This is a genomic window from Rheinheimera pleomorphica, from assembly GCF_011634895.1.
Classification (GTDB): Bacteria; Pseudomonadota; Gammaproteobacteria; order Enterobacterales; family Alteromonadaceae; genus Alishewanella; species Alishewanella pleomorphica.
The window spans coordinates 1-26172 of record NZ_SIRR01000025.1 but is presented as its reverse complement, the minus strand read 5'-3'; the positions used below and the strand labels follow the sequence as shown (position 1 = coordinate 26172).

General features: G+C 48.3%; 29 protein-coding genes and 1 tRNA gene. 17 read left to right on the top strand and 13 right to left on the bottom strand.

Features of this window, described 5'->3' with window-relative positions; translation table 11 throughout:
* The first annotated feature begins 103 nt into the window (after positions 1-103).
* The 9 genes from pheS to EYB30_RS15075 all read left to right on the top strand — a co-directional run bounded on the left by pheS (position 104) and on the right by EYB30_RS15075 (position 10015).
* Positions 104-1084, top strand: coding sequence for a phenylalanine--tRNA ligase subunit alpha (gene pheS / locus EYB30_RS15115; RefSeq protein WP_166839737.1), 981 nt, complete (start codon positions 104-106; stop codon positions 1082-1084).
* A 15-nt stretch (positions 1085-1099) separates the two neighbouring features.
* A complete protein-coding gene (pheT, locus tag EYB30_RS15110; protein WP_166839736.1) occupies positions 1100-3487 on the top strand; it encodes a phenylalanine--tRNA ligase subunit beta in 2388 nt (795 codons plus the stop codon).
* A gap of 2 nt (positions 3488-3489) precedes the next feature.
* On the top strand, positions 3490-3786 hold the full coding sequence (locus tag EYB30_RS15105) for an integration host factor subunit alpha (protein WP_008223539.1): 297 nt from the start codon (positions 3490-3492) through the stop codon (positions 3784-3786).
* Positions 3787-3930: 144 nt separating this feature from the next.
* Positions 3931-4872, top strand: coding sequence for a YbgA family protein (locus EYB30_RS15100; protein WP_166839735.1), 942 nt, complete (start codon positions 3931-3933; stop codon positions 4870-4872).
* A gap of 1 nt (position 4873) precedes the next feature.
* Positions 4874-6295 carry a deoxyribodipyrimidine photo-lyase gene (phrB, locus tag EYB30_RS15095; RefSeq protein WP_166839734.1) on the top strand — a complete coding sequence of 474 codons (1422 nt, stop codon included), beginning with the start codon at positions 4874-4876 and terminating at the stop codon, positions 6293-6295.
* Positions 6292-6738 (top strand): nuclear transport factor 2 family protein, encoded by a 447-nt coding sequence (locus EYB30_RS15090; protein ID WP_174978756.1) that lies wholly within the window; start codon positions 6292-6294, stop codon positions 6736-6738. Before phrB ends, EYB30_RS15090 begins: the two co-directional genes overlap by 4 nt.
* Before the next feature lie 33 nt (positions 6739-6771).
* Positions 6772-8028, top strand: coding sequence for an NAD(P)/FAD-dependent oxidoreductase (locus EYB30_RS15085; RefSeq protein ID WP_166839733.1), 1257 nt, complete (start codon positions 6772-6774; stop codon positions 8026-8028).
* Positions 8028-8777: a DUF1365 domain-containing protein gene (locus EYB30_RS15080; RefSeq protein ID WP_166839732.1), complete on the top strand. Its 750-nt coding sequence runs from the start codon at positions 8028-8030 to the stop codon at positions 8775-8777. The genes EYB30_RS15085 and EYB30_RS15080 overlap by 1 nt, the downstream gene beginning before the upstream one ends.
* Complete coding sequence (locus EYB30_RS15075) at positions 8774-10015, top strand: SAM-dependent methyltransferase (protein ID WP_166839731.1); 1242 nt, start codon at positions 8774-8776, stop codon at positions 10013-10015. The genes EYB30_RS15080 and EYB30_RS15075 overlap by 4 nt, the downstream gene beginning before the upstream one ends.
* Before the next feature lie 71 nt (positions 10016-10086).
* On the opposite strand, the gene EYB30_RS15070 is transcribed toward EYB30_RS15075, so the two are convergent.
* Positions 10087-10923 (bottom strand): CvfB family protein, encoded by an 837-nt coding sequence (locus EYB30_RS15070; protein WP_166839730.1) that lies wholly within the window; start codon positions 10921-10923, stop codon positions 10087-10089.
* A 134-nt stretch (positions 10924-11057) separates the two neighbouring features.
* Here EYB30_RS15070 and rlmF point away from each other — a divergent pair, with 134 nt between their 5' ends.
* Positions 11058-11969, top strand: a complete 912-nt coding sequence (gene rlmF / locus EYB30_RS15065; protein ID WP_166839729.1) for a 23S rRNA (adenine(1618)-N(6))-methyltransferase RlmF — start codon at positions 11058-11060, stop codon at positions 11967-11969.
* 10 nt (positions 11970-11979) lie between these two features.
* On the opposite strand, the gene EYB30_RS15060 is transcribed toward rlmF, so the two are convergent.
* Positions 11980-12186, bottom strand: a complete 207-nt coding sequence (locus EYB30_RS15060) for a DUF2061 domain-containing protein (protein WP_166839728.1) — start codon at positions 12184-12186, stop codon at positions 11980-11982.
* Between the two features lie 135 nt (positions 12187-12321).
* Between EYB30_RS15060 and EYB30_RS15055 the strand changes: the two genes are divergently transcribed.
* A complete protein-coding gene (locus tag EYB30_RS15055; RefSeq protein WP_166839727.1) occupies positions 12322-12609 on the top strand; it encodes a hypothetical protein in 288 nt (95 codons plus the stop codon).
* Here the strand turns inward: EYB30_RS15055 and EYB30_RS15050 are convergent.
* Together EYB30_RS15050 and EYB30_RS15045 are read right to left on the bottom strand one after the other, a co-directional pair.
* Positions 12606-14123, bottom strand: a complete 1518-nt coding sequence (locus tag EYB30_RS15050) for a DUF3413 domain-containing protein (protein WP_166839726.1) — start codon at positions 14121-14123, stop codon at positions 12606-12608. The genes EYB30_RS15055 and EYB30_RS15050 overlap by 4 nt on opposite strands.
* Before the next feature lie 6 nt (positions 14124-14129).
* Positions 14130-14354, bottom strand: coding sequence for a YejL family protein (locus EYB30_RS15045; RefSeq protein WP_166839725.1), 225 nt, complete (start codon positions 14352-14354; stop codon positions 14130-14132).
* Positions 14355-14424: 70 nt separating this feature from the next.
* On the opposite strand from EYB30_RS15045, the gene yejK reads away from it, so the two are divergent.
* Positions 14425-15471, top strand: a complete 1047-nt coding sequence (gene yejK, locus EYB30_RS15040; protein ID WP_166839724.1) for a nucleoid-associated protein YejK — start codon at positions 14425-14427, stop codon at positions 15469-15471.
* On the opposite strand, the gene EYB30_RS18830 is transcribed toward yejK, so the two are convergent.
* From EYB30_RS18830 to EYB30_RS15020, 4 genes are read right to left on the bottom strand one after another with little or no spacing between them, the layout of a single operon-like run.
* Complete coding sequence (locus EYB30_RS18830) at positions 15422-15571, bottom strand: hypothetical protein (protein WP_479683208.1); 150 nt, start codon at positions 15569-15571, stop codon at positions 15422-15424. The genes yejK and EYB30_RS18830 overlap by 50 nt on opposite strands.
* Positions 15572-15627: 56 nt before the next feature.
* A complete protein-coding gene (locus EYB30_RS15030) occupies positions 15628-16311 on the bottom strand; it encodes a M15 family metallopeptidase (RefSeq protein WP_166839722.1) in 684 nt (227 codons plus the stop codon).
* A complete protein-coding gene (dapE, locus tag EYB30_RS15025) occupies positions 16308-17441 on the bottom strand; it encodes a succinyl-diaminopimelate desuccinylase (protein ID WP_166839721.1) in 1134 nt (377 codons plus the stop codon). The genes EYB30_RS15030 and dapE overlap by 4 nt, the downstream gene beginning before the upstream one ends.
* Positions 17438-17791 carry an ArsC family reductase gene (locus tag EYB30_RS15020; RefSeq protein WP_166839720.1) on the bottom strand — a complete coding sequence of 118 codons (354 nt, stop codon included), beginning with the start codon at positions 17789-17791 and terminating at the stop codon, positions 17438-17440. Before EYB30_RS15020 ends, dapE begins: the two co-directional genes overlap by 4 nt.
* Positions 17792-18382: 591 nt before the next feature.
* Here EYB30_RS15020 and yfbV point away from each other — a divergent pair.
* Positions 18383-18829, top strand: coding sequence for a terminus macrodomain insulation protein YfbV (gene yfbV, locus EYB30_RS15015; RefSeq protein ID WP_166839719.1), 447 nt, complete (start codon positions 18383-18385; stop codon positions 18827-18829).
* 27 nt (positions 18830-18856) lie between these two features.
* Here the strand turns inward: yfbV and xthA are convergent, their stop codons facing one another.
* Entirely contained in the window at positions 18857-19663 is an 807-nt protein-coding gene (gene xthA, locus EYB30_RS15010) for an exodeoxyribonuclease III (RefSeq protein ID WP_166839718.1), read from the bottom strand.
* A 120-nt stretch (positions 19664-19783) separates the two neighbouring features.
* Between xthA and EYB30_RS15005 the strand changes: the two genes are divergently transcribed.
* Positions 19784-20488, top strand: a complete 705-nt coding sequence (locus EYB30_RS15005) for a M48 family metallopeptidase (RefSeq protein WP_166839717.1) — start codon at positions 19784-19786, stop codon at positions 20486-20488.
* Between the two features lie 244 nt (positions 20489-20732).
* The gene (deoC, locus tag EYB30_RS15000; protein WP_166839716.1) at positions 20733-21458 is read left to right on the top strand and encodes a deoxyribose-phosphate aldolase; all 726 of its coding nucleotides are present in this window, start codon (positions 20733-20735) and stop codon (positions 21456-21458) included.
* Here deoC and EYB30_RS14995 read toward each other — a convergent pair whose 3' ends face one another.
* Both EYB30_RS14995 and EYB30_RS14990 read right to left on the bottom strand, forming a co-directional pair.
* On the bottom strand, positions 21459-23090 hold the full coding sequence (locus EYB30_RS14995; RefSeq protein ID WP_166839715.1) for a tetratricopeptide repeat-containing response regulator: 1632 nt from the start codon (positions 23088-23090) through the stop codon (positions 21459-21461).
* Between the two features lie 147 nt (positions 23091-23237).
* Positions 23238-23322, bottom strand: a tRNA-Tyr gene (locus EYB30_RS14990).
* Positions 23323-23444: 122 nt separating this feature from the next.
* Here EYB30_RS14990 and EYB30_RS14985 point away from each other — a divergent pair.
* On the top strand, positions 23445-23927 hold the full coding sequence (locus tag EYB30_RS14985; RefSeq protein WP_166839714.1) for a VC2046/SO_2500 family protein: 483 nt from the start codon (positions 23445-23447) through the stop codon (positions 23925-23927).
* Positions 23928-23931: 4 nt separating this feature from the next.
* Here EYB30_RS14985 and EYB30_RS14980 read toward each other — a convergent pair whose 3' ends face one another.
* Both EYB30_RS14980 and EYB30_RS14975 read right to left on the bottom strand, forming a co-directional pair.
* Complete coding sequence (locus EYB30_RS14980) at positions 23932-24408, bottom strand: YchJ family protein (protein WP_166839713.1); 477 nt, start codon at positions 24406-24408, stop codon at positions 23932-23934.
* A gap of 80 nt (positions 24409-24488) precedes the next feature.
* A complete protein-coding gene (locus EYB30_RS14975) occupies positions 24489-25037 on the bottom strand; it encodes a SulA-like leucine-rich domain-containing protein (protein WP_166839712.1) in 549 nt (182 codons plus the stop codon).
* 36 nt (positions 25038-25073) lie between these two features.
* Here EYB30_RS14975 and EYB30_RS14970 point away from each other — a divergent pair, with 36 nt between their 5' ends.
* Entirely contained in the window at positions 25074-25796 is a 723-nt protein-coding gene (locus EYB30_RS14970; protein WP_241698050.1) for a DUF3581 family protein, read from the top strand.
* Positions 25797-26172 lie beyond the last annotated feature (376 nt).

The window sequence follows — 26172 nt, the reverse complement described above, 5'->3', positions numbered from 1 at the left end:
TGTTTGGCAGAAAAAGTACGCTAAACGCCTGCGTTTAGCTGTCGTTCTGGTGTATCATTAGCGGCTTTGACACCTATCAACGCTAGCTGCTTTGAGGACACAGATGAACCTGACAGCAATATTGGAAAACGCCTTACAGGCCGTTGCCGCCGCCGCCGATATTCCGGCCCTGGAACAGATCCGGGTTGAATTTATGGGTAAAAAGGGCAGCATCACAGAACTGTTAAAATCGCTCGGTGCCATGGACCCGGAGCAGCGCAAACAAGCCGGCGCACAAATTAACGAACTCAAGCAGCAAGTGCAGGATGCGTTAAATGCCCGTCGTGATCTGTTACAGCATGCGCAACTGGCCGCCAAGCTGGCACAGGAACAAATTGATGTAACCTTGCCTGGTCGTACGCTGGAATTGGGCGGCTTGCATCCGGTCACCCGCACCATTGAGCGCATTAGCGCCTTTTTTGCCGAGCTTGGCTTTGAAGTAAAGCATGGCCCGGAAATTGAAGATGATTTCCACAATTTTGATGCGCTGAATATTCCGGAGCATCATCCGGCACGTGCCGATCATGATACCTTTTATTTCAACCCCAAGCTGATGCTACGCACCCAGACTTCAGGTGTGCAAATTCGTACGATGGAGCAGCAACAGCCGCCACTGCGGATCATTTCGCCGGGCCGGGTATACCGTAATGACTACGATCAGACCCATACGCCGATGTTCCATCAGGTGGAAGGCTTAATGGTCGATACCAAGGTCAGCTTTACTGAGCTCAAAGGCATCTTGCATGACTTTTTGCACAATTTTTTCGAAGAGGATTTACAGATCCGCTTTCGGCCATCATTTTTCCCGTTCACAGAGCCTTCAGCTGAAGTGGATGTAATGGGCAAAAATGGCAAGTGGCTGGAAGTATTGGGCTGCGGCATGGTGCACCCTAATGTGCTGCGCTCTGTCGGCATTGATCCTGAGGTGTACAGCGGTTTTGCTTTTGGTATGGGCGTCGAGCGATTAACCATGCTGCGCTATGGCGTGACAGACCTGCGTGCCTTCTTTGAAAACGATTTACGTTTCTTAAAACAGTTCAGATAAGCGGAGTTAATTTAGATGAAATTCAGTGAAGCCTGGTTACGCGAGTGGGTAAACCCAGCCATTGACACCAACACCTTATCTGAGCAGTTATCCATGGCCGGTTTAGAGGTAGATGGCATTGAGCCGGTGGCCGGGGTATTTAGCGGCGTAGTGGTAGGCGAAGTGGTTGAGTGTGGCCAACACCCGGATGCCGATAAGTTACAGGTCACCAAAGTCAATGTAGGCTCGGGTGAGTTGCTGGACATTGTCTGTGGCGCCAAAAACTGCCGTAATGGCTTAAAAGTTGCGGTGGCGACAGTAGGTGCGGTACTGCCCGGTGATTTTGTCATTAAAAAGGCCAAGCTACGTGGCCAGCCGTCAAACGGTATGCTGTGTTCTTTTTCTGAATTGGGTATGGCGGACGACTCAGACGGTATTATTGAGCTGCCACAAGATGCGCCCTTAGGCCAGGATATCCGTCAGTACCTGCAACTGGATGACCGCATTATCGAGGTGGATTTAACGCCTAACCGAGCCGATTGTCTGGGGATTAAAGGCCTGGCGCGCGAAGTCGGCGTATTAAATAAACTGGATGTTTGTCAAAGCGACATTTCTCCGGTAGTGGCCACCCTCAGCGATAAAAAGGGAATTACCTTAAGTGCGCCCGCTGCCTGCCCACGCTATTTAGGTCGGGTGGTGCGTAATGTTAATGTGAGCGCACCAAGCCCGTTGTGGCTGACGGAAAAACTGCGCCGCTGTGGCGTGCGCAGTATTGATGCGGTCGTTGATATTACGAACTTCGTGTTGCTGGAACTGGGCCATCCGATGCACGCCTTCGACCTGGCAAAAATTGATGGTGATATTAATGTGCGTCTGGCCGAAGAGGGCGAAAAGCTGGTGTTGCTGGATGAAAGCGAAGTTAGCTTAAAAGCCAATACGCTACTGATTGCCGATAATAGTAAAGCCCTGGCAATGGCTGGCGTGTTCGGCGGTCTGCACAGTGGCGTAACGGCTGACACCACCGATATTTTCTTAGAAAGTGCCTTTTTTGCCCCACTGGCCATTGCCGGCAAAGCGCGGCAATACGGTTTGCACACGGATGCGTCACATCGCTATGAGCGCGGTGTTGACCCACAGCTACAGCATGCCGCTATGGAGCGGGCCACTGCCTTAGTACTACAAATCTGTGGCGGTGAAGCCGGCCCGGTAGTAGAAGCCGTGTCTGAGGCGCATCTACCTAAAACCGCTGAGATACATTTAACCGAAGCAAAGCTGGCACGCATTCTGGGTATTAGTATCGAAAAAACTGAAGTGACCGCCATTTTCAGCCGTTTAGGTTTGCAAGTCAGTGACACCGCTGACGGCTGGCAGGTAAGTGTACCGGGTTATCGCTTTGACATTAGCATTGCTGAAGATCTGATTGAAGAAGTTGCCAGGGTATATGGTTATAACAATATTCCTAATGTGGCGCCGCAAGCCGCGCTTAAAATGCGCAGCTTTAATGAAGCCCAGCTGGATGTGCAGCGCTTGCGTACTGTATTGGTAGACCGCGGCTATCAGGAAGCCATTACTTACAGTTTTGTTGATCCTAAGGTGCAGCAACAGCTATTCCCGCAGCAGCACGCTTTGGTATTGCCAAACCCGATATCGGCAGATATGTCGGCGATGCGGTTGAATCTGTGGCCGGGCTTACTGCAAACCGTACAGTACAACCAGAACCGGCAGCAAAGCCGTATTCGTTTGTTCGAGTATGGTTTGAAGTTTATTCCTGATACGACAGCAGAAGGTGGTGTACGTCAGGTGGCCGTACTGGGTGGTGTCATGGTTGGCTCCATGCATAATGAACACTGGAACATGGAAAACCGTACAGCCGACTTCTATGATGTTAAAGGTGATGTTGAAGCCCTGTTGGCACAAACCTCAGCAACTGAGCAGTTCCGTTTTGTGACAGCAGAGCACAGTGCCCTGCATCCGGGGCAAACCGCGGCAATATACCGCGCCGATACCCTGGTAGGCTATGTTGGTGCGCTGCATCCGGAAGCCGAACGCAAGTTGGGTATTAAAGGCAAAGCCTACTTGTTTGAACTGGAGCTGGCAGGCCTGGGCTTGCGCAATATCGTGCAGGCACGCGAGTTGTCAAAGTATCCGGCCAACCGGCGTGATTTAGCGGTTGTAGTGAAATCAGAGGTGCGTTTTGCTGATATAGCTGCTACTATAAAAAAAGTTGGCGGAAATCAACTAGTTGACCTAAAATTGTTTGACGTATATACAGGACCGGGTGTGGCAGAGGGTTTTAAATCGCTGGCCATTGCTCTGACCCTGCAGGATATAGCGCGTACCCTGGAAGATAAAGATATCCAACAGTTGGTAAATCAAGTAGTTAGCGCGCTTGGTGAAGAGTTCAACGCAACGTTGAGGGATTAAGAATGGCGCTTACCAAAGCCGATTTAGCAGAACGTCTGTTTACAAAGTTTGGTGTTAGCAAACGCGATGCCAAATTAATAGTGGAAGCTTTTTTTGAAGAGATCCGCGCAGCCTTAGAGGCGGGTGATCAGGTAAAGTTATCTGGCTTTGGCAATTTTGACCTGCGGGTTAAAAATGAGCGGCCGGGACGTAACCCGAAAACCGGTGAAGATATTCCGATCTCTGCCCGCTGTGTGGTAACTTTCCGCCCCGGGCAGAAGTTAAAGTCTCGGGTTGAAGTAGGCACTAGCAAGAAATAATCGTGTTAGCTTTGATGAAAAAACGGCAAGTAGCGCAGGCTGCTTGCCGTTTTTTTATGCAAACAGTAACCGGTAGGTAAAAAAATCCGATCCAAGATGACAGACGGACTGTAGTAGGACGTTAAATGGCAGTAGGTAAGGACTATGACGGTAAAAATAGGCATCAGCGCCTGTGTACTGGGCGATAAAGTACGGTATGACGGTGGGCATAAAGCGTCGTCATTTTGCATGCAGCAACTGGCACCCTTGGTGCAATACGTACCTGTGTGTCCGGAAATGGCCATTGGCATGAGCGCACCGCGTCCGGCGATCAGACTGCAATTGGACGCTGAGCACCAGGTGCATCTGGTGCAAAGTAATAATAGTGCGATCGACCATACCGCAGCTATGTTGGCTTTTACCGAACAAAAGCTGCCACAACTGGCGCAGCTCAGTGGCTATATTGTCTGTGCTAAGTCGCCCAGCTGTGGCATGGAGCGGGTGCGGCTGTTTGATGCCAAAGGCCAGCAGCTGGGCAAGCTGGGCGTTGGCCTTTATACCCATCAGTTAATGCAAAAATACCCCTGGTTACCGGTAGAGGAAGATGGCCGGTTGTTTGACCCGGCATTAAGAGAGAATTTTATCTGTCGTGTGTTTAGCTGCTATGACTACCAACAAACCATGCAGGACGGCTTTAGCGTCGGCAAGTTAGTAGCGTTTCACAGCCGTTATAAGTTTTTAGTAATGGCCCACAGCCCAACGGCTTATCGTGAGCTGGGCCGTCTGGTCGCCAATGCCAAACTTTTTGCTGCCGACGAGCTGCAACAACGTTATTTGCTGGCGTTGATGCAGGCACTGAAAAACATTGCTACCCGCAAGCAGCACGCTAATGTGTTGCAGCATTTGCAGGGCTTTTTAAAACACGGTTTATCCACGGAAGCGAAACAGGAGCTGGCCGATCTGATCCAACGTTACCGGCAGGGCTTTGTACCGCTACTAGCCCCGCTGATTTTACTGCAACATCATCTAAAGCAGCAGCCAAATGCTTATGTCAGTGCACAGCGCTACTTTGCGCCTTATCCGGAAAGCCTGGGGTTGAGAGCTTGATATGCAGCCGCTAACGATTGTTTGGTTTAGAAATGATCTGCGCTGTCTGGACAATATCGCCTTATGCAGCGCCATTGACTACGCCGCAGCGCATAACACGGCGGTAATAGGGTTGTTTATTGCAACGCCGGATACCTGGGCACAGCACCATATGGCGGCTATTAAGCAGGATTTTATCCGCCGGCGTGTCCGGGCATTAACAACCGAGCTTCAGGCGCTGAATATCCCGCTACTCGCCGTAGAAGGCAGCAGTTATCAGCAGCTCGCGCACTGGTTTGACGGGGTAAGCCAGCGTTTTGGGGTAACCGTATTCGCCCAGACGGAATATGAGCTGCGTGAGCAGCAGCGTGATGCCCGTGTACAACAAGTGCTTGAGGCCAATGCGGGCCAACTTATTCTGTTTGATAGCCAGTGCCTTATGCCACCCGGCAGTGTGCGCACTTTACAGGGCGATATTTATAAAGTATTCACCCCGTTTAAGCGCAGTTGGCTGGCCAAACTGCATCAGCAGGGGGTGCAGTGCTTTGGCCGCCCCAAAGCCGTTGCGCAACAAGTGCAGGCGCTGGATGAGTTTGCTGCGTTAAAGCCTGGCGATGGCAGCTCTGCCGACTGGCCGGTAACAGAAAGCGAAATCCTTGCCATGCTAAGGCACTTTTGTCAGGAAAAGGTCGCGTCTTACCAGCAACAACGTGATTTCCCGGCCATTGATGGTACCTCCAGGTTATCGCCTTATCTGGCTATCGGTGCCGTATCTGCTGCCCAGTGTGTCGCCCGTTTGCAACTGGAAGCTAAAGACAGCTGGGCACAGGAAAAAACCGGCGCTGAGGTCTGGTTATCCGAGCTTATCTGGCGTGAGTTTTACAAACATATTCTGGTGGCTTACCCAGAGCTGATTAAACATCAGCCATTTCAAAAAGAGACAGCCGCTATTGCCTGGAAAAATAACCCGCAGCTGTTTAACGCCTGGTGCAGTGGCCACACAGGTTATCCGATTGTAGATGCAGCCATGCGCCAGCTTAACCAAACCGGTTGGATGCACAACCGGCTGCGGATGATTACCGCCAGTTTTTTGGTGAAAGATTTACATATCGACTGGCGCTGGGGTGAGCGCTACTTTATGTCGAAACTGATTGACGGTGACTTTGCGGCGAATAATGGTGGTTGGCAGTGGGCAGCGTCAACCGGTACCGATGCGGCACCTTACTTTCGTATTTTTAATCCGGTGAATCAAAGCGAAAAGTTTGATCCACAAGGTGACTTTATCCGTTTGTATGTGCCGGAGCTTTGCAAAGTGTCAGGCAAGGCAATTCACTGGCCGCATAAGCTGGGCGGTGTTAAAGGTTATCCACAGCCGGTGGTGGATCACGCTGAGGCACGCAAGCAGACGTTAGCGCTTTTTGCAGAGGTAAAGAAAAACGCATGAATGCTATTGATACGCCACGTATTACACAGCTGCTGAATTTCTACAATGCGCTGTCAGCAAACAATATGCAGACGCTGGCTGATATCTATCATCCAGAGGTGGTGTTTATTGATCCGGTGCATGAAATCCACGGCCGGGCCGCACTGGCGCAGTATTTCAGCCATGCTTATGCGCGGCTACAGCACTGTGAGTTTATCGGTCTTGACCGGCTTGAGCAGGCTGAGCAGGGCTTTTTAAGCTGGCGTATGAAGTTTTGTCACCCGGCAATAGGCAATGGCAAAGCCGTTGCGGTGGATGGTTGCACAGTGCTGCGTTGGCAGGATGGACTGATAGTTTATCACCGCGATTACTACGATCTGAACGAGATGGTGTACCAGCATCTGCCGGTAATTGGCTGGTTAACGACTAAAGTAAAACAACGTATGGCCAATACCGCGCCATAGCGGAAAAGGTTGCGACAAAGTTAAAGGAGCAGTATGCGTATAGCAGTAGTGGGTGGCGGCATTTCCGGCATGATGGCGTGGTATTTGTTGCAGCAAAAACATGATGTTACAGTAATAGAAGCGAATGATTATCTTGGCGGGCACACCGCCACGGTCGATGTGGAGGTAGCCGGGACGCGCTATGCCATCGACACCGGTTTTATCGTGTTTAATAATTGGACTTACCCGGTGTTTAACCGCTTTATCGCTGAGCTTGGCGTGGCTTTTCAGCATACAACAATGAGCTTTTCGGTAAAAAACAGTGCGCAAAACCTTGAATACAACGGCAATACCCTTACCAGCTTATTCGCGCAGCGGCGTAATCTGCTGCGGCCATCATTTTGGTCTATGCTGTTACAGATTTTACGTTTTAATAAATTGGGTAAAAAACTGCTGGCAGAAAACCATGCCGATTTAGACATGTCGCTGGGTGATTTTTTGCTGAAGTATGATTTTGGCACAGCGATACGTGACAATTATTTGCTGCCAATGGGCGCGGCTATCTGGTCTGCCGGTTTAGCTGACATGCCAGCCTTCCCGCTGCGGTTTTTTCTGCGCTTTTTCAATAACCATGGTTTGCTGAATGTCAGTGACCGGCCTCAATGGGCCGTCATTAAAGGCGGCTCAAAGCGTTATGTTGAAGCGTTACAGGCAAAACTGGGCGCAGATAAGGTGAAATTGGGGCAGCGTATTAGCGCGGTGCAACGTGACGAGCAGGGCGTAACGCTAACCTTTGCTGATGGCCGCACTGAGCAGTATGACAAACTGGTTCTCGCGTGTCATAGTGATCAGGCATTGGCGTTATTAGGTAATGCAGCCACCCCTGACGAAACGGCTGTGCTCGGTGGCATTGCTTATCAGAAAAATGAAGTGGTATTGCATACCGATACCCGCTTATTGCCAAACCGCAAACGCGCCTGGGCAGCCTGGAACTACAATCTGGATGCCAATGTTAATGACCGTGCAACCCTGACATACAATATGAATTTACTGCAGGGTATTAGCGCACCGGTGACATTTTGCGTCACACTTAACAACACTCAGGCGATAGCGCCGGACAAAATTCTGGGTGTCTATCAATATGATCACCCGGTGTATAACCATTACACTTTGGCTGCACAGCAACAACGCAGCAAAATAAACGGTATCAGGCATACTTACTACTGTGGTGCGTATTGGTACAACGGTTTTCATGAAGACGGGGCCAGAAGTGCCGTTGACGTTGCTGCTTTGTTGGGAGTGGACTATTGATGCAAGCTGGCCACGCTGTATACCAGGGGGAAGTAGGGCACTTAAGGTTGAGCCCTCGCCAGCATGGCTTTAGCTATAACCTGGCGCAGTACTGGCTGGACTGCAGCATGCTGGATGATAAATCATTGGCTGCGCACGGTATCTGTTATGAGCGCTTTGGCGCCCTTAGCTACCGGCGACGTGATTATCTGCCGGGAGACACTGATTTGTTTCGGGCGGTGTGTGCCAGGGTTGCACAGTTAGGTGGCAACGTTGTGCCGGCAAAAGTATTTGTTTTGACGCCGTTGGCAAACTGGGGGCTGTATTTTAGCCCACTTACTTTGTACTACTGTTATGACGAACAAGGCGACTTTTGCTATTTGCTGGCTGAAGTGTCTAATACGCCCTGGAATGAGCGGCATTACTATCTACAAACCATTGTCGCAGGCCAGCAGCGATATCAGCATGCCAAAGCCTTTCATGTGTCGCCATTTAATCCTATCGCGATGCAATATCACTGGCAGATCAGCGCGCCTGATGCACTACTGCGTTGCAGTATTACTAACACTCAGGATAACAAACAAGTTTTCAGTGCCTGGATTAATCTGAGCCGGCAGCAACTGAGCGCTGCCTGGAAAAAGCGTTGGTTGATCCGCAATCCGTGGCAAAACGTACAGGTGATACTACGTATTTACTGGCATGCACTGAAGTTATTTCTAAAAGGGGTTCCTGTGCATGATCACCCAAAAACAAAGGATAACAATGCATGACAATGAGTCTGACTGAGAGCTCAGTGTTTGATAATCTGAGCTGGTTTGAACGCCTGTGTCGTAAGTTTGCCCTGGATTTTATCAGCCAGTTAAAACACGGCGATATTACCGTGGTAGAGGGTAACCAACGGCTGCGGTTCGGTGAAGAACATGCAGAACTTAAAACGGTAATCACCGTAGTCGACCCGGCGTTTTACCAGAAACTGGTGATGTCGGGTTCGGTTGGCGGCGGTGAAGCTTATATTTATGGCTGGTGGCGCTGTGATAATCTGACGGCGCTGGTACGTATTTTTGCGCTTAACCTGGCTGCGTTAGACAAACTGGATTCAGCCATCACACGTCTTGGCCGGCCATTATTAAAATTACTGAATTGGCGCAACCGAAATTCTAAAACACAAGCGAAAAAGAACATTGCTGCTCACTATGATTTGGGTAACGATATGTACAGGCTGTTTCTCGATGACAGCATGATGTATTCCAGTGCTGTGTATCCTGAAGCGTCTGCCGATTTGGCCAGCGCCCAGCAACATAAATTACAACTTATTTGCCAGCGTTTGCAGCTTAAAGCAACCGATCACTTACTGGAGATCGGTACTGGCTGGGGCAGTATGGCCATTTATGCTGCCCAGCATTACGGTTGCAGCGTGACGACGACGACGATCTCACAACAGCAGTATGATTATGCCAAGGCGCGTATTGAAGCCTTAGGCTTGCAGGATAAAATCACGCTGTTATTAAATGATTATCGCGATCTGGAAGGCGAATATGACAAACTGGTGTCTATCGAAATGATAGAAGCTGTCGGCGAAGACTACCTTGATACCTATTTCGCCAAATGTGCCAGCCTGCTCAAACCTGACGGCTTGATGGTGTTGCAAGCCATTACGATAGTTGACCAGCGTTATCAGCAATACGTGCGGGAAGTTGATTTTATTAAACGCTATGTGTTTCCAGGTGGTTGTCTGCCGTCCATTAGCCGGATGACAGACGCTATCAGCCGTAAAACCGATCTGGTGGTGCGTCAGTTGCAGGACATCGGTTTTGATTACGCCCGCACCTTAAAAGACTGGTGCGACAATTTTATGCATGCCCGTGATAAAGTGCATCAGCTGGGATATGACGATAATTTTGTCCGGTTATGGCATTTTTATTTGTGTTACTGCGAAGGCGGCTTTCGTGAGCGGGCAACCAGTGCAGTACACCTGGTATTGTCAAAACCTCAAAACCGCAGTGCTTAAGTAACCTAACTCAACGAATGTATCGAAAGTAAGGAAACAGCAAAACGCCGGCTTAAGCCGGCGTTTTGCTGTTACTCGGCAGGCACCAGTAGGATGCCATGTTCGGCGATAACAATCTTTTTGTCTTTATACAAGCTACCTATGGCTTGTTTAAACGCCTTTTTACTGACGCCAAAACTGGCATAAATCAGCTCAGGTGAGCTTTTATCGGTCAGGGCCAATTTGCCGCCATTTTGCTCAAGTTTCGCCAAGATCTGCGCAGTTAGTTGCAGCGCCTGTTTATAGGTTGCTGCGTTGAGACGCAGATCAATTTTGCCATCATCACGCACTTTGACAATGTAAGCGGTTAATTGCTCACCACGGCGCAGCGGTTTAAACACTTCATTTTGATACAGCACACCCCAATGCTGATGGTTAACCACAGCCTTATAGCCAATATCCGTTTGCTCACTGATGATAATATCCACCTTGTCACCGCTGTTGTACAGTGCAGGGGTTTTGTGCAGATGCCGGTCCAGTTTGCTTGAGGCGACAATACGGTTGCTGTTGTCGACGTAGCAGTATAGGAGATATTTCTGGCCTTCTTTTAACGGGATCTGCTGTTCACTAAACGGCACCAGTAAGTCTTTTTTCAGCCCCCAGTTAACAAAAGCTCCCACTTTAGTGGTCGCAACAACTTGTAACTGGGCTACTTCGCCAACTTTGATTTTCGGTTGCTCCGTCGTGGCAATCAGTTGATCTTCGGAATCAAGATAGAGAAACACCTCCAGCTCGTTACCAATTTCGAGTCCTTTGGGGGCGACATTGTTGGGCAGCAAAATTTCGCCCCAACTTAAGCCATCTAAATAAAAACCAAACTTAACCTGTTTTTTTACGACTAAACGATTAATTTTTCCAAGAGCCAGCATGCGCCATCCATCAACATTGCCCTAAACGGGCGACAATAATGGCGCTATTGTAGCGTTTTTTTATCGTGGCTGCTGCTTATTCACATCGCCATGCTAAACTGCGCGCAAATTTTGTTTGCACAGGCCCGATTTTAGTGAGTTCACCGGCTTTGTTACATCCGCGTAACCTGCACCAGGGGAAATACGACTTTAGCGCACTGGTTAAGGCTGTACCGGCCCTTAATGCGTTTGTTATTACAAATCCGAATGGCGAACTAAGCCTTAATTTTGCCGACAATGCTGCTGTAATTGCGCTTAATCAGGCATTATTAGCACATTATTATCAGGTTAAGTTCTGGCAGTTACCCGCGGGCTATTTATGCCCTCCCGTGCCGGGCAGAGCTGATTACGTGCATTATCTGGCTGATTTACTTGCCGGCCCGGGCCAGGATATTCCAACGGGCAAACAGATAACATTGGTTGATATTGGTACCGGTGCTAACCTTATTTATCCGATTATTGCCAGCAGTTGCTATGGTTGGCAGGTTATTGGCTCAGATATCGATATCGTCGCGGTAAAAGCTGCCAGAGCGATAGTGGCCAGCAACCCTGGTTTGTCCAAGCGGGTCAGTATTGTGCATCAACAACGTAATGCGATGTTTGACGGCGTTATTCGCCGCGATCACTTTGTGCACCTGACCATGTGTAACCCGCCATTTTATGCCTCTGAAGCACAGGCTAAAGCGGCCAGTGAACGTAAATGGAGTAATTTAGGTAAAGCAGAGCAGGGGCAGCAGCGTAACTTTGCCGGACAACGACACGAGTTGTGGTGTGAAGGCGGAGAGTTAGCTTTTATCAGCCAGATGATTAGCGAAAGTCAAATGTTCAAACAGCAGGTAGGCTGGTTTAGTAGCTTGGTGTCACAACAGAAGCACCTGGCAGTGCTGGAAAAGTTATTGCGCAGTGCAGGGGTGGCACAACAGCGGGTGATTAACATGCGCCAGGGACAAAAAGTCAGCCGGATATTGGCCTGGAGCTATTTTCCTGCGTCCCTGCCGCAACGCTAAATAAAGCGATTTAACGCACATATTTTACCTTGTTGGCAGCACTTTGTGCGCTGCCAAAGCGTTGCCAGACTTTTTCATGGACCACGTAGCCGACAGTGTTTACCGCCGGCTCTACTAACGCCACTAAGCCACCAAGGACAAAGCTGCCGGTAATTATATAGGTTACGGCAAAAGCGATACTAAAGTGCATAATGGCAAAGGTGATGGTTTTGGTCATATTCGTGTTCTCCGCTTGGGGCGATGACTAAATAATAGCGGTTCTCATTATTGTTTAAAGTGAAATAATATGCTTGGGCTAATCGGATTTACTGATACTAACGTATAAACGTAACGCAAATAGTAGGAGCACCCTATGGACTGGCGGCAATGGCTGGATGTGAAACAATATGAATTCTTACTGCAGTGGTTTATGCGTCGTCAGCGCGAGTTAAAATTAGCTGAGCTTAATGAGCCGTTAGCGTACGACGGCTTTAGCACCTATGACCAGCTATGTCAGCAAATGCTGAAAGAAGCAGCCATAGCCTACATTGAACGATTTTCCCAGCCTGTGGCGCCTATTGCTCTGACCAATATGTTGCACCTGGCAGAGTTAGAATTAGCCGGCCGCCCGAGCAAGAAAGCACAGAGCCCGGCTCATTAGTCGGTGATATTCTCGATACGCTTTAATGCATCGGTCAGCATCGGCAGGTCAAGTTTTTCATTCAGGGGCACCAGGGTGCCGGCAGACCAGACGCCATAACTGCCATCGGCACGCAGCACCAGCATTTTATCTTTTTTAAAGCTGATGATCTCTTCACCACTGATATTGAGCTTTGGCAGGTTGCGCGGCTTTTGCAAATTGTCGCCCAGCCAGCTGCTGTGAAAATGACAGCCGGCTTGCGACAGCAAGGTGGGCAGCATATCCAGATGCTGGGTAACAAGGTGTGGCTGCAATTGGCGCAGCGCTGACCAATTAGACCAGGCTTGTACCGGCGCCAGGTTAAACTGGCCAGGGCCGGCACTTAGGGTGAGTAACACAATATTGGTGTACTGACGATACAGCGATAGCTGCTGCTCAGGGGTATCGTCAAACACTATGGCAAAGCTTGCTGCCGGTGCTGTACCCAGCCAGGGCAGGCTCGCCACCGCCGTCGTTGCGCTGCGACTGATACTAACTAAGCCAACGGGTAATTGCTCCAGCCAGCCAGGCGGCTCAGCGAGCAGTGGCAATAAGTTTGCATCATCGGTACGAAACTTGCCATACAGCAGGTTAAGCAAGGCTTCATCGGCATGTTGCGGGGCAAAGTGTTGCTCTAGTGGTTGCAACGCCAATGACTGCATTGCAGATTGTTGCGTTGCATTTAATGCCCTGCTGACGATAATAACCGTGGCCGCTTTCGCCGTGCTCTGACATTGCAGCGCGTCAGGGTTGTTTACCGATGCCGGCAGGCTGAGTTTATCCAACTGCAACTGGGCTCGGTGGTTCAGATCTACCAACTGATAGCGTGCTAAAAAGGTTTTTGCTGTGGCCGGGTAAGACAGCGGCAATACATTGTCTTGCTTGGTGACATCATATTTCAGGTTAGCGTCGGCATAGATATGCAGCAGATGGCTCAACATAAAGCTGCCGATAAAAATACTCAATAACCATGCTGCGATGCCGGCTTGTTTTAACCGCTCCACCTTTTTCCAGCAGTAATTACTCAGCGTCAGCTCAATTGCCAGTAGCATACTGCCCACCACCAGCACGATCAGTACAAAGTTGCGCAAGTTTGTCACAATTTGCTGGCGTAGCAGATCTATAGCCTGTTCCAACGATGTGCTGCCAATGTGATAACCCAGATTAGCATAGACGTAAGCGTCAAAGATCAAAACCACCAGTGCAAGGGTCGCTAATATGGCGGCTAAACCTCGCACATGGCGCTGATAAGGAAATACCAACGACACAGGAAAGATGGTGAGAATAAAAAACAGAAAGCACAAAAAAGCGGTATGGCCAATCCAGTTTAATGGCAGGTACAGCCAGCCGAGCAAGGTAACGGGTAATGGCTCTGACAACCAGTATACCGATGTCACAACAAGCGCCAGCAGGATATTGAAAAAGCTGAACCAATGGCCCCAGTTAAGCAGGCGGTTGACCTTTTTCACCAGTGACAGGTTGTTTTCCAGCACCATAAGCGCTTAGCCAGCCTTGTGGTTTACGGCATCTGCTAGTGCCTGGTTAAAATGGCTTACCACAGCATCGCGTTGCGCCGCAGGTACACTGCTGTTGACGACATGGCTAATCGCATTGCCCAGACACATCAGACTAAGTTCGGTGGTCGCATTTTCGCTGTGTAATACGTCCAGCAGCTGATTTACCAGTTTTTCAATCTGCGCCGTGGAATACTTTGATACAATTGGCATGAATTATCCGCAAGTTATGTGGGTTAAACAGGTAGAATAGTATCAGAATTCAATTTAAACAGGAAAAGTTATGTCAGTAGATGTGCAGCAATTGGCGATAAATTACCTTGAGCTGGATGAGCAAACGCTTAGTAAAGCGCATTACCGGCCATCATTGGTTACGCCTACTGCAGCGGTTGCACACCTGGTGGAGCAATTGCATTTAGCCTATAACGGTAAACCGGCGAAGGGCTATGCGGCGTTTAGTGCAGAAAAAGATCCTCAGGTTGCGACAGTTCTTAATGATTGGCAAAAGCAGAACAGTGACTTTATGGTTTTGGCCAATACCGCAACGGCGGCGCTGGAGCAACAACTGCAAGCGCACCAGTTACCCGAGAATGGCTATTTTCTGGTCTGTCACTATCGTTATCTGGCCAGTGACTATTTACTGTTTTGTTTGCTCGGTAGCAAAGATCATTTCTCCCTTACTGAGGAATTGGAGCTGGCGACGTCGCGCCATTTAGATATAGCCCGTATGCAATTGGCTGCCCGTATCGATTTAACTGAGTATCAAAGCTCGCCAGAGCAAGGTAAATATATCAGTTTTATTCGTGGTCGCGCCGGTCGTAAAGTGGCAGATTTCTTCCTCGATTTTCTTGGTTGTGAAGAAGGGACCGATGCCAAGGTTAATAGCAAAGTGGTACTTGCCAGTGTAGAAGAGTATTTTGCCGCCGCTGATTTTGACAACAGTGAAAAAAACGATGCCCGTAAGCAGGTATTCAGCTATTGTGAAGAGCGGGCTAAAGCCGGACAGGATGTGGTGCTGAGTGAGTTATCGGCGGTGATTGACGAGCAGGAGCAACACGGTTTTTTGCGCTATTGCCAGGAGCAACAATTGCAGGTGGCCGAGCAATTCCCGGTTGAAGTGAAAGAGCTGAAAAAGTTGGTTAAGTTTTCAGGTCAGGGCGCTGGCTTATCACTGAGTTTTGAGCAAAAGCTGCTGGGTGATAGGGTGCAATATGATGCCCATAGCGATACCCTGTTAATCAAAGGCACGCCACCGAACCTGCGCGATCAGTTACAGCGTTTTATTCAGGGCTATTCGGCGTTTGACCGCGCTGAACAGACGTCTGACTAGACGCTTTTGTACTGTCACTTGTTGTATTGTCGCCGTTATGTGTTTTATCCTTTGGCTTTAACGGCGGCAACTTGAACTTAGCGGCATGTTTTAACAGCATAATATTGCCAATAATCACGCCAAAGGCCAGTGTCAGTGCCCAAAATAGCGGCCAGTTCATACCACCTCACAAATATTACTGATATAACGGCTATACAAGCTGTCCAGATATTGTAATACCACAGACTGGCCGGCGATAGGATGTTGGATCAGGCAGTTACGTAACAGTTCTGGGCTAAATTGGGCCAGGTATTGCGCAGCTACCGGTTGATAGCTCAGGTGCCAGGGTTCTGCCGCAACGCCACCCTGATAGTGCTGATAGGGTAAAAAGAAGCCAAACTGACGCGCATGTTGTGCCAGCCAGGTTGCCAAGCCGTAGAACGGGCCGGTTGGCCCATACTCTTGCCCGGTCAGTTGTAACTGATAGCTTTCAGTCACTGCGGCTGCGTCATACAGATCCAGATCGGTACCCCAGTGATGGCGGCTGGCACCGGGCAGGGCTGAGTAGAGTAGTATTGCCTCAAGTTTGGCCCGCCCCGCTAATTGCTCAATAGGCACCCGTTGGCCATCGTGGTCAAACACTGGCTTTTTCCCGTTGAATTTAGCCTGCCAGATATAGGCCTGACGCTCAAATGAGCGAAAGGATGACGCCACGCTAATTGCGATACCGTCGCGCCGTGCTGCCGCGCACAATGCCATAAAAGGCTCTGCCACGTCTGCATGCAGTTTAACGCCTTGCGCGTTAAGCACCAGGTGGCGCTCGGTTAAGCCGGTAAGCACAGCCTCATCACATAGGATCATAAGCTCAGCTCAAGTTGCTCCAGTACCGCTTCATACATTTTTGCCAGTTGCTCCAGATCTGTTACAGACACACACTCGTTAATTTTATGAATAGTGGCATTGCAGGGGCCAAGTTCAACCACCTGAGCACCGGTTGGTGCAATAAAGCGTCCGTCAGAGGTGCCCCCTGAGGTTTCCAGCCGGGGCTTAAAACCTTGCACCTGATAAACGGCTTTTACCGTTGCCTCCACCAGAGAACCCGCATCTGTTAGAAATGGCAAACCGTTTAATGTCCAGTCCAGTGTGTATTGCAGGCCATGTCTGTCCAATAACGCCGCTACTCGCTGCTGCAGTTGTTGCGCACTACTTTCGGTACTGTAGCGGAAGTTAAACATCACCTTGAGCTCGCCGGGTATAACATTAGAGGCGCCGGTACCTGCATGGATATTGGCTATCTGGAAGCTGGTGGAGGGAAAGTACGCATTACCCTGGTCCCATTGCTCTGCTGCCAGTTCAGCCAGTGCTGCAGCCGCTTTATGTACCGGGTTGTCTGCCAGCTGCGGATAGGCAACATGGCCCTGAACTCCTTTAACAACGAGCTGGCCGGTTAGTGAACCGCGGCGACCGTTTTTCACTACATCACCGGCTTTATGACTACTGGATGGCTCTCCGACAATACACCAGGTAATTTTCTCGTTACGTGCCTCTAAGGTTTCAATGACCCTTTTAGTGCCATTAATAAAAGGGCCTTCTTCATCACTGGTAATCAGGTAGGCTAAGTCAAATTTAGGTTCGGGATAGCGTAGCAAAAAACGCTCTGTGGCGACTACCATAGCGGCAAGGCTACCTTTCATATCGGCTGCGCCGCGGCCATAAAGGGTATCGCCAATAACGGTGGGTTCAAAGGGGGGCGTGTGCCACTGCTGCACCGGGCCGGTTGGTACTACGTCGGTATGACCGGCAAAGCAAAAAACCGGTTTGTTGGTGCCGCGACGGGCCCACATGTTTAGAGTGTCGTCAAAGTGCATTACTTCAATATCAAAACCAACGGCGGCTAAGCGCTGCGCCATTACTTGCTGACAACCGGCATCTTCAGGCGTCACCGACGGGCGTGAAATTAAATCTTTCGTTAGTTCAATCACTGCACTCATGCTGACAGTCCAAAAACGTGTTGATAGGTGGTAACAGAAAAGCCCAGGGTGTAGTGCCCGTTATGTTCTAGTAGGGGCCGCTTTATCATTGCCGGTTGTGCCAGCATTAATGCCAATGCTTTTTGCTCGGTCAAGTCAGCTTTGTCTGAGTCAGCCAACTGGCGGTAGGTGGTACCCCGGGTGTTGAGTAAATTCTGCCAGCCACATTTTGCAGCAAAGTGGGCCAATTGCTCCGCGCTCAAGCCGTCAGTTCGATAATCAATAAACTGATAAGGCAGCTGTTGTTGCTCCAGCCAGGCTCTGGCTTTTTTCATGGTGTCGCAGTTTTTAATGCCGTAAATTTTCGTCATTTGTCGTCTGTACCAGCTTGATGTTGGTTAAAATTGCTGTTGAGTGTAACGCGGTGTAATTCGATACACAAAGCCCCAGTTAAGACATTTGTGTTATATGACAGAACAGGATAACGCGCTTGTTTTGTCGGAAGGTTCTGGTAAATATGACATTTTAACTAATTCAGTATGAAATTACGGTTAAGGTGTTATTTTTCCATCTGATTTGCGCAGCAATAATGGTGCTGCCGTTGTGTTATAACACTTCTGGTTGTCCACAGAATTTGTGGATAACTTTGTGTGAAAAGCTGTTTAAGTTGTTTAGGTGTTTGTTTTATATGGTTATTTTATGTTGGCACATTTTTTGTTTGTTTATGTCATCGCAAAAGTGTTCTAAAAAGCAGATAAAACGCCAGCTTACTCTGTCCCGGGCACCCTGTTGGCAAGGAAAAACAGTTTATGCAGTTAAATATTGCCAGTTAAGCGCTTGCTAAATGGCTATTGCTATTAAGCATACCGCATCGCCAGCGGCATCCGGAGGGTGCGGGGATAGAGGTAAAGCTTAGCATTTTATGCTATCGTTTTTCTGTATGCTTGAAGCGGGAGTGAAACATGCAGTATTCATTGTACGCGACTGTACGTGCAGGTCGTGAATACAGTAAACAATGGCCGGCAAAACCGGAGCTTAATGGCTTATTTATTGAAAATAAGGTTATTCTGCTGACGTCAATTACCGGGCGGTTGCTACCTGCGCTGGCGTTGGCCGCGGGTGTTGTTCAGTATAGTTACCTGGGCGATGCGTACCTGCCGCAAATTGTCACCATGATGCTGTTTCTTGCATCGGTACCTTTACAGGGCTGGTATTGGTTGGGTATCAGAGCGGCAACGCCTTTGCCACCGGCTGTTGCTAATTGGGGGCAGCAAATTCGGCAAAAAATGCAGCAGCAGGGGATAGAGCTGGCGCCACTGAAACAACCCTGGCGCTATAAGGATTTGGCTTTATTACTGCAAAAGGCATATCAGCAGTTAGACCGAAGCTTTATTGGCCAGTGGCTGTAATAAATACAGCCACTGGGGACAAAAAACTTACTTAAATACCGACCAAACCGGTGCGTGATCAGAAGGGCGCTCCAGGCCACGAAGTTCATAGTCTATGCTGCTTTCTGTGCAACGACTGGCCAATGGGGCTGTCGCCATTATCACATCAATTCGCAACCCTCTGTTATCGTCAAAGCCTTTTGAACGGTAGTCAAACCAACTGAATTGGGTGTCAATGGTTGGGTGCAGAGCTCTGAAGGTATCAATAAGGCCCCAATCTTTAAGTTGCTGTAACCAGGCCCTTTCTTCCGGTAAAAAAGAGGTTTTTCCTTCTCTTAACCAGCGCTTGGCATTGGCGGCACCTATGCCTATGTCTAAATCAACCGGTGAAATATTGATATCACCAATAACGGCAATATATTGATCCGGTGTGTGGTTACTAAGCAGGTATTGCTGCAAATCTGCGTAGAATTTCGTTTTCGCCGGAAATTTGATCGGGTGGTCGCGGTTCTCACCTTGTGGGAAATAGCCATTAAGCACAGTAAGTGGGGTGCCATCCGGCATCGCAAACTGACCGATTAACATGCGTCTTTGCGCATCCGGTTCATCCGTTGGAAAGCCATATTGCATTTTACTGGCCGGGGCTTTGCTTAGTATGGCGACACCGTAATGGCCTTTTTGGCCAAAATGGTAAACGTGATATCCCATCGCCTGGACATCGGCCAACGGGAATTCGTCATCATGCACTTTAATTTCTTGTAAGCCGATAATGTCGGGCTGATGTTTGTCGATTAGCGCCTGCAGTTGATGTAGTCTTGCGCGGATCCCATTGATGTTAAAAGAGATGATTTTCATGCTATCAGTAACCTTTAGGTCGTGTTATGCGGCTGATGGCGTGGATCATAACACTTTATTTGCCGCTGTGGCACAATAGCGGCCTCATGTCTTGCATGGGGTATCAGGGCGGAGGAGTGAGTGACAGCAACGGTTATTGATGGTGGCCAGTTTCAGTACCAGGTGCAATTTAGTGCGCGCCGACGCAGTGTCGCTTTGCAGATCAAGCAGGGGCAGCTCACGGTAAGGGCACCTGTTGGCATTAGCTTAGAAGAAGTGAGAAATTTGGTTGACCTGAAGCAGCGCTGGATCCTCAAACACCTTAAGCAAAGTATCCAGCTGACAAAGCCCGACTGGCTGGCGCTGGGTAAACTGCCGATGCTGGGGAACCAACTTAGCTTAGATGTCCGTGTAGGGGCAAAATCAGCCGTGGCGTTAGCGCAGGATACGTTGCTCATCACAGTGTCATCCCGCTGCCGGACGGAGCGCCGACATAGCGTAATGACGAAGCTGATCCAACAATGGTACTGTGCCCAGGCGCTAAATTGGTGTTGTCAGCGGGTCCGGTATTGGCAGGAAAAAATGGCGTTGCAAGCCGGAGACATCGTGATTGGTAATTGGAAAGCAAAGTGGGGGTATTGCAAACACAACACTGAGCTGGGTTTTAACTGGCGCTTGCTGATGGCTCCGCAGTGGGTAGCTGATTATGTGATAGTGCATGAATTGGCGCATCTGACTTACTTCAATCACTCTGCACCATTTTGGCAATTGGTAGAGCATCATTATCCTGATGCTCGGGTTGCAGAACGGTATCTTAAGCAAAATCAACACTGGATGATGCTGTGAAAAAAAACGCCGGCGATTAAACCGGCGTAAACACTAGGACATCGAAACAGGAGAGAATCGTATCACCTAACAACTACTGCAGATTAAGACGCGGTAAAGCAGAAATAATTCAAAATTTTTTAAAATTTTTTCGCTGTCGGATTTTGCTTTTTTGCCAGCCTTTGGTTTAAGCTCCACGCCATCAACAGCGTACTACTAATAATCAGACAGCCTGCATGGCTGCAACGTTACCGGACCTAAGGTTATGACTAACATATTACGCCTGCAACAGCTGGCAAAATTGCTTGATATCACCAGGCTACAAGACGATGACACTGCGGCGGGTTTTAATAACTGGCTTGATAGTTTACCCGCTTTGCCTGCGGCTGCTTACTGTGTGTATCCGAACTACTTACCCGTTGTAAGGAAATGGGGGGGCTACAATGCACAAACCCAACTGGCCACGGTGGTCAATTTTCCAGACGGTGACTTACCCGTTGATACGGTGTGTGAGCAGATCCAGCAGGCAGTAGCATTAGGTGCGACCGAAATTGACTGTGTTTTACCCTATAAAGCGCTATTACGGGGTGAGCAGGGTTATGTGAAAAGCTTTTTATATGATGTGCGCCAGCAAAGTCAGGGGCAATGTTTAAAAATTATCATCGAGTCTGGCGAACTATTAACAGCACAACAAATTGCGAAAGCGACAGAGCTGGTGATTGATGGTGGTGCCGATTTTGTTAAATCATCGACCGGTAAAACTGCGTTGGGTATTACAGAGGAAGCGGCCCGTATTATGTTGACAGTGATTGCTGCGGCAGATCGGCAGGTAGGGTTTAAGGCCTCCGGTGGTGTAAGGACGCTGGAGCAAGCACTACAGCTATTGCAATGGTATGAAAACATTACCGGACGAGTTGCCACCGCTGAAGGAATGCGTATTGGTGCCAGTGCGTTGGCTTATGAGGTGTACCAAGCGTTAAACGCGCAGTGATCAGCGCCTGAACTCGTCGCGGAGTTTATCAAATTGCTGTAATAACTCTTTATAACGGATTCGGTGGTGTTCAGGCAGTGGCATGTTATCGACAATACGAAAGGTTTTTTTGCAGCGTTCAAATAACTCTCTCGATTTCTGCTTCTGCTGCTTGTTTAATTGTTGAATCGAGGCCTGGATTAGGTTAAGCGCGCAGCCCGTGTTCATTGGCGCCAGCTCAAGCGCGGCCTCGAATTGTTTAATGGCTGCGCTGAAGTTACCTTCTTTGTAACTGTTAATACCTGCTTTGTTCAGCTCTCCAAACTGTTGCTGCTTTTGATCAACAAAATCTTGCTGTTCGCTAAAGAGGGTCTTTAACAGCGGATTGTTCATCAACTCAACCGGCATCAATTTAGCAAGGGTGCTTGCCTGCTCAAACTCACCTATCTGGTTAAGCAAAAATATGGCGTCAGGCAATATCTGATGTTGCTCTGGTAACTGCTCAGCAACCGCAGCAAAGGTTTTTTTAGCCTGGTATTGGGCACCACTTAATGACTCGAGTCTGGCTTGACATAAGGCTTCGAACAGGTCGAAATTGATTTCGCGGGTCATACCTTCATCACGCTTTACCCGTTGTAAGGCTAATGACACTTCCTGTAGATATCGATTGCGTTGTGCGGGATCCTGGGTCCGTATTGCTGCATCGATAACCGTGCGTATGTAGTTAAGTAAATGAATAATATCTTGTTTGATTGAGCGCCGGGTGATCTCATACAACTGCTTACTTGCCGATACCTGCTGCGGCAGGTTATCAAGCTGTCGCGCAATGTCCAACACTAAATATTGCCGGGCCATGCTGTACGGGGCAATTTCAGCGGCAGCAAGAATGCTGTTAAAAGCGGCTTCTGTGTTGCCAAGAGCAAGGTGGTTTCGGGCCTGAATATCATAGGCTTCGGCAAAGTAACGATTATCGTCAATGGCTTCCTGGCATAGCAGCAGGCTTTCCTCAAAGCGTCGTTGTTCAAAGCAGAGCCTGGCTTGCAGTAATAACGCCCAGCCATTACGCCGCTGTGACAAGCTAGTCTGCAGAATTTGCTCTGCTTCGCTATAGCGTTTTAACAATAACAAATTTTCTACCAGAACCCGGCGACAAAATTGCTGATAACGGCTGTCACGACTAAGCTCTTGCAGACACAAATCGACGACTTGTGCTGCGTCGTCATCGTACAAGGCCTGATAGATGGCAGAAAGCTGTGCTTTTTTGCGTTGGATGCGTTGGATTCTGCTGCGTAATACGCTCTGTGAGAAAGGTTTTACCAGATAATCATCCGGTTCCAGCTCTACGGCACTCATAACCATAGGTACGGTATTCTCCCCGGTGACCAGCATAAAGATGCTGTGGGGCGCCAGAAGCTTTTTCTCGCGTAAATCTTCCAGCAATTGTTTGCCGTTTTTACCGATCCCTAAATGGTAGTCAACAAACAGGATGTCGTAGTTGATGTTGGCGCACTTTGCTAACGCCTGCTCACCGGTTGGCGCAAAGGCGACATTCGTCGCGCCCATAGAATATAAAATACCTTTAAACATCAGTTGAAAGGCACGTTGATCGTCAACAATTAATACACGTTGATTCTCAAGCGTTTTGTTATCCATTGGCACCACGTAAACCAGCACTAAATTTAGCTAAGTGTCGGAAATATCAAACACCTTGGCAAGTTAATTAGTAATTATTGTCGGAAATTTACTTAGTATGTTTAACTAGTTAAGTTGTTGGAGTATAACAGCGCTGGCAAGATGAAATGGTGGAGGGGGAAGGATTCGAACCTTCGAAGGCAGTGCCGGCAGATTTACAGTCTGATCCCTTTGGCCACTCGGGAACCCCTCCACGAGTGGACGGCATATTATCAAACTGACTTTTGATGTAAAGCCATTTACTAAACTTTTTTATCTGACTGCCGATAAATGCAGCAAGACGCAAATTAATCGGCTGAATAGCACTTTACTCTGATGATAATTAACGAGTGGCAACTTGATGTAAAGCTAAACGGCGCTGTGCAAAATGCAAGGCGTGCGGATTTTGCCTGGTACTTGGCCTTACTTTCGCCAGCGATAGAAGAGTCGGCACAGTTTTTTACGCCAGAGCCGGTAACAGAAACTCTGCAGCAGAATTTATATCAACAATTGGGTATTACACCTGAGCGCAGTCTGGCACTGTCTGAAGGCGATGATGACAAGCTGCAACAACACAGCGAAGCACTGCAAGCGGACAGTTTTGCCCAGCTAAGGTTGCTAAGTTACCTCAACCCGCCACCATTGTCACAATATGATGATAAAAAGCGTATCAGCGACCTGGTATGGCAGAATCTTAGTCTGCATAGTCGTAGACATTTGCAGCAGAATACGATGGACAAAAACCTTGCTGACCCCGCTGCTTTATATGAAGTTCTGGAAAAAATACATAGGCCTGAGCTTAGCCCTGAAGCTGCCTAATCCGCTAAGCGTTAGCGGATAACTTATGCTCAGTACAGAGTTTAAACTTCTTGTTACTACCGCAAGGGCACAGATCGTTACGGCCAATTTTTACCGGGCTGGCGTCTTGCAGAACACCATCGATATAGTACCAGCCATTTTGATAAACAAACCGGGAGCGCTCTGAAAACTGGCACAATAGATTATGCTGTATGTAGCTTACACAAAAATGCACATAGCCTTCGTCAGCATGCTCCTCTACTGAGTTTACGTTCAGCGAAACAAAATGACAGCTTTTAGCAAACTGAGACAGGGCAGTAACAGCATTGTCAGCGCGAGTAGAGACATGATATGTCTGATGTATGTAATTAATATCATGATGGCAATAGGCACTGTAACGTGAACGCATTAATTGCTCGCACGTTTTCGCTGTTGTTTGGCCGGATAACAATGGCCAACAGCATAACTCAAAGCTTTTTGCAGAACCGCAATAGCACAACATATATCAGTTTGCCGGATGTTGATTAAAACCCAATATTAACCCGGCCTGTTAGTATTGTCGCGTGCAAAGTGCTATTGCATTTAATGCGCATGTTGGCCGTAGCTCAGCTGTTCACGCTGGTAAAACCAAATATTGTTTAACAACGCTAGTTGCCGGCAAGACTCAAGCTGTTGTTCATTTAACTGATTTGCAAAATTAATCACTACTTTACAGTGTGAAGAGGTGAGTGCTTGTTGCAACGTAGCATTGATATCAGAGATCTGCTTCTGGTGGATAACCAGTACATTATTTAATGACAACTGGTATTGCTCAGCCCAGCTTTTATCCGGAAGTTGCGTCGGTGCAACTAACAGAATCCAGCCTTGCTGGTGCTGATGTTGGCGAAAAAGCTGTATTAAACTCAAATCAGAATATGCTGACTGAGCGCTATGTGTTTGAACGTGCGCATGTAAGGGCTGAACATCGTTATTGCTTTTTGCTGTAGCAGCCTTGGTGTATTTAACAGGGCGATTATACATGGCAACCTCTATATGGTTATTTATACAGTGTATGGACATACAGTAGTTTGCTAGTGTACATAAAGCAAGCATATTTTGCTTTGAACAGTAATTTTTTACTGGCTGGACCATTGCTGCTGCAAATTTGGTTAGAATGACCAGCTTATATTGAAAGAGAGTCAGCGATCGATGTTGTTAGAAAAGTACGTTAATGAAAGCGACGATGGTTTTAGCTTCAGCCGGAAGCAAGCATGCGAGTTTGCCAAGCAGGTGGCGACAGATTTTAATCCGATCCATGACGAAGACGCTAAGCGCTTTTGTGTCCCCGGGGATTTGCTGTTCTCCTATTTACTGACCCGGTACGGTGTTACTGAAAAACTGAGTTGTCAATTTGCCGGTATGGTTGGCGCTGATGTTTTGCTGCAATGCAAAGAGCAGGAAAACCTTATTTCTATTTGTGATACTCAGGGGAAAGTATATCTGTCACTACAACATAGCGGGGCTTGTCAGCACAATCTTGCGGTAATCGAACCCTTAATTCGTGATTATGTGAAATTTTCCGGCCAAAATTTTCCTCATATATTACAACCGCTGATGCAACAGCATCAGGTGATGATTAACCCGACGCGACCACTGGTTATTTATGAAAGCATGGCATTAAGTTTCAGCCGATTACCTGAACAAAAAGTTGATCTGAGCCTGACGAAATCCTCTTTGCTGGTTGATGGTAAGCGTGGTAATGCATTATTGGAGTTCTCTTTAACAGAACAAGGAGAGCAAATCGGAAAAGGCGAGAAACGTATGATCCTCAGTAATCTGATGCCATACGATGAAAGCCAAATGCAGCAAATGGTTGCGGAATATAACAACCGTAAAGCAGCGGTTCGGTAAACTGGAGCTCTTAGTTCATTTAATAAGCGGTTGAACGGTTTTCTAAAATAACCGCTTGCGCCTGTTTTAAAACGCCCTATAATGCGCGCCATGCCACGGGGCGCTGCACTTAGCAGGCTTCGGGTGAGATAAGACGGTTCGCAAAAATCTTTTAAAAAGACGCTTGACAGACTCTCTTAAATCACTAAAATGGCGCCCTCGCTTCACGGTGGTAGTTAACGCGGTGAAATGAGGTAAAAAGTCTGGTGTGACGATGTGTTTTTAAATAAGAATCATCGTCACGCTTGACTTAAAAACTGGGAAGTGTAACATACGCCTCCCGCTTCTTAAGCGAAGCACGCTCTTTAACAATTCGCAATCAATCATCTGTGTGGGC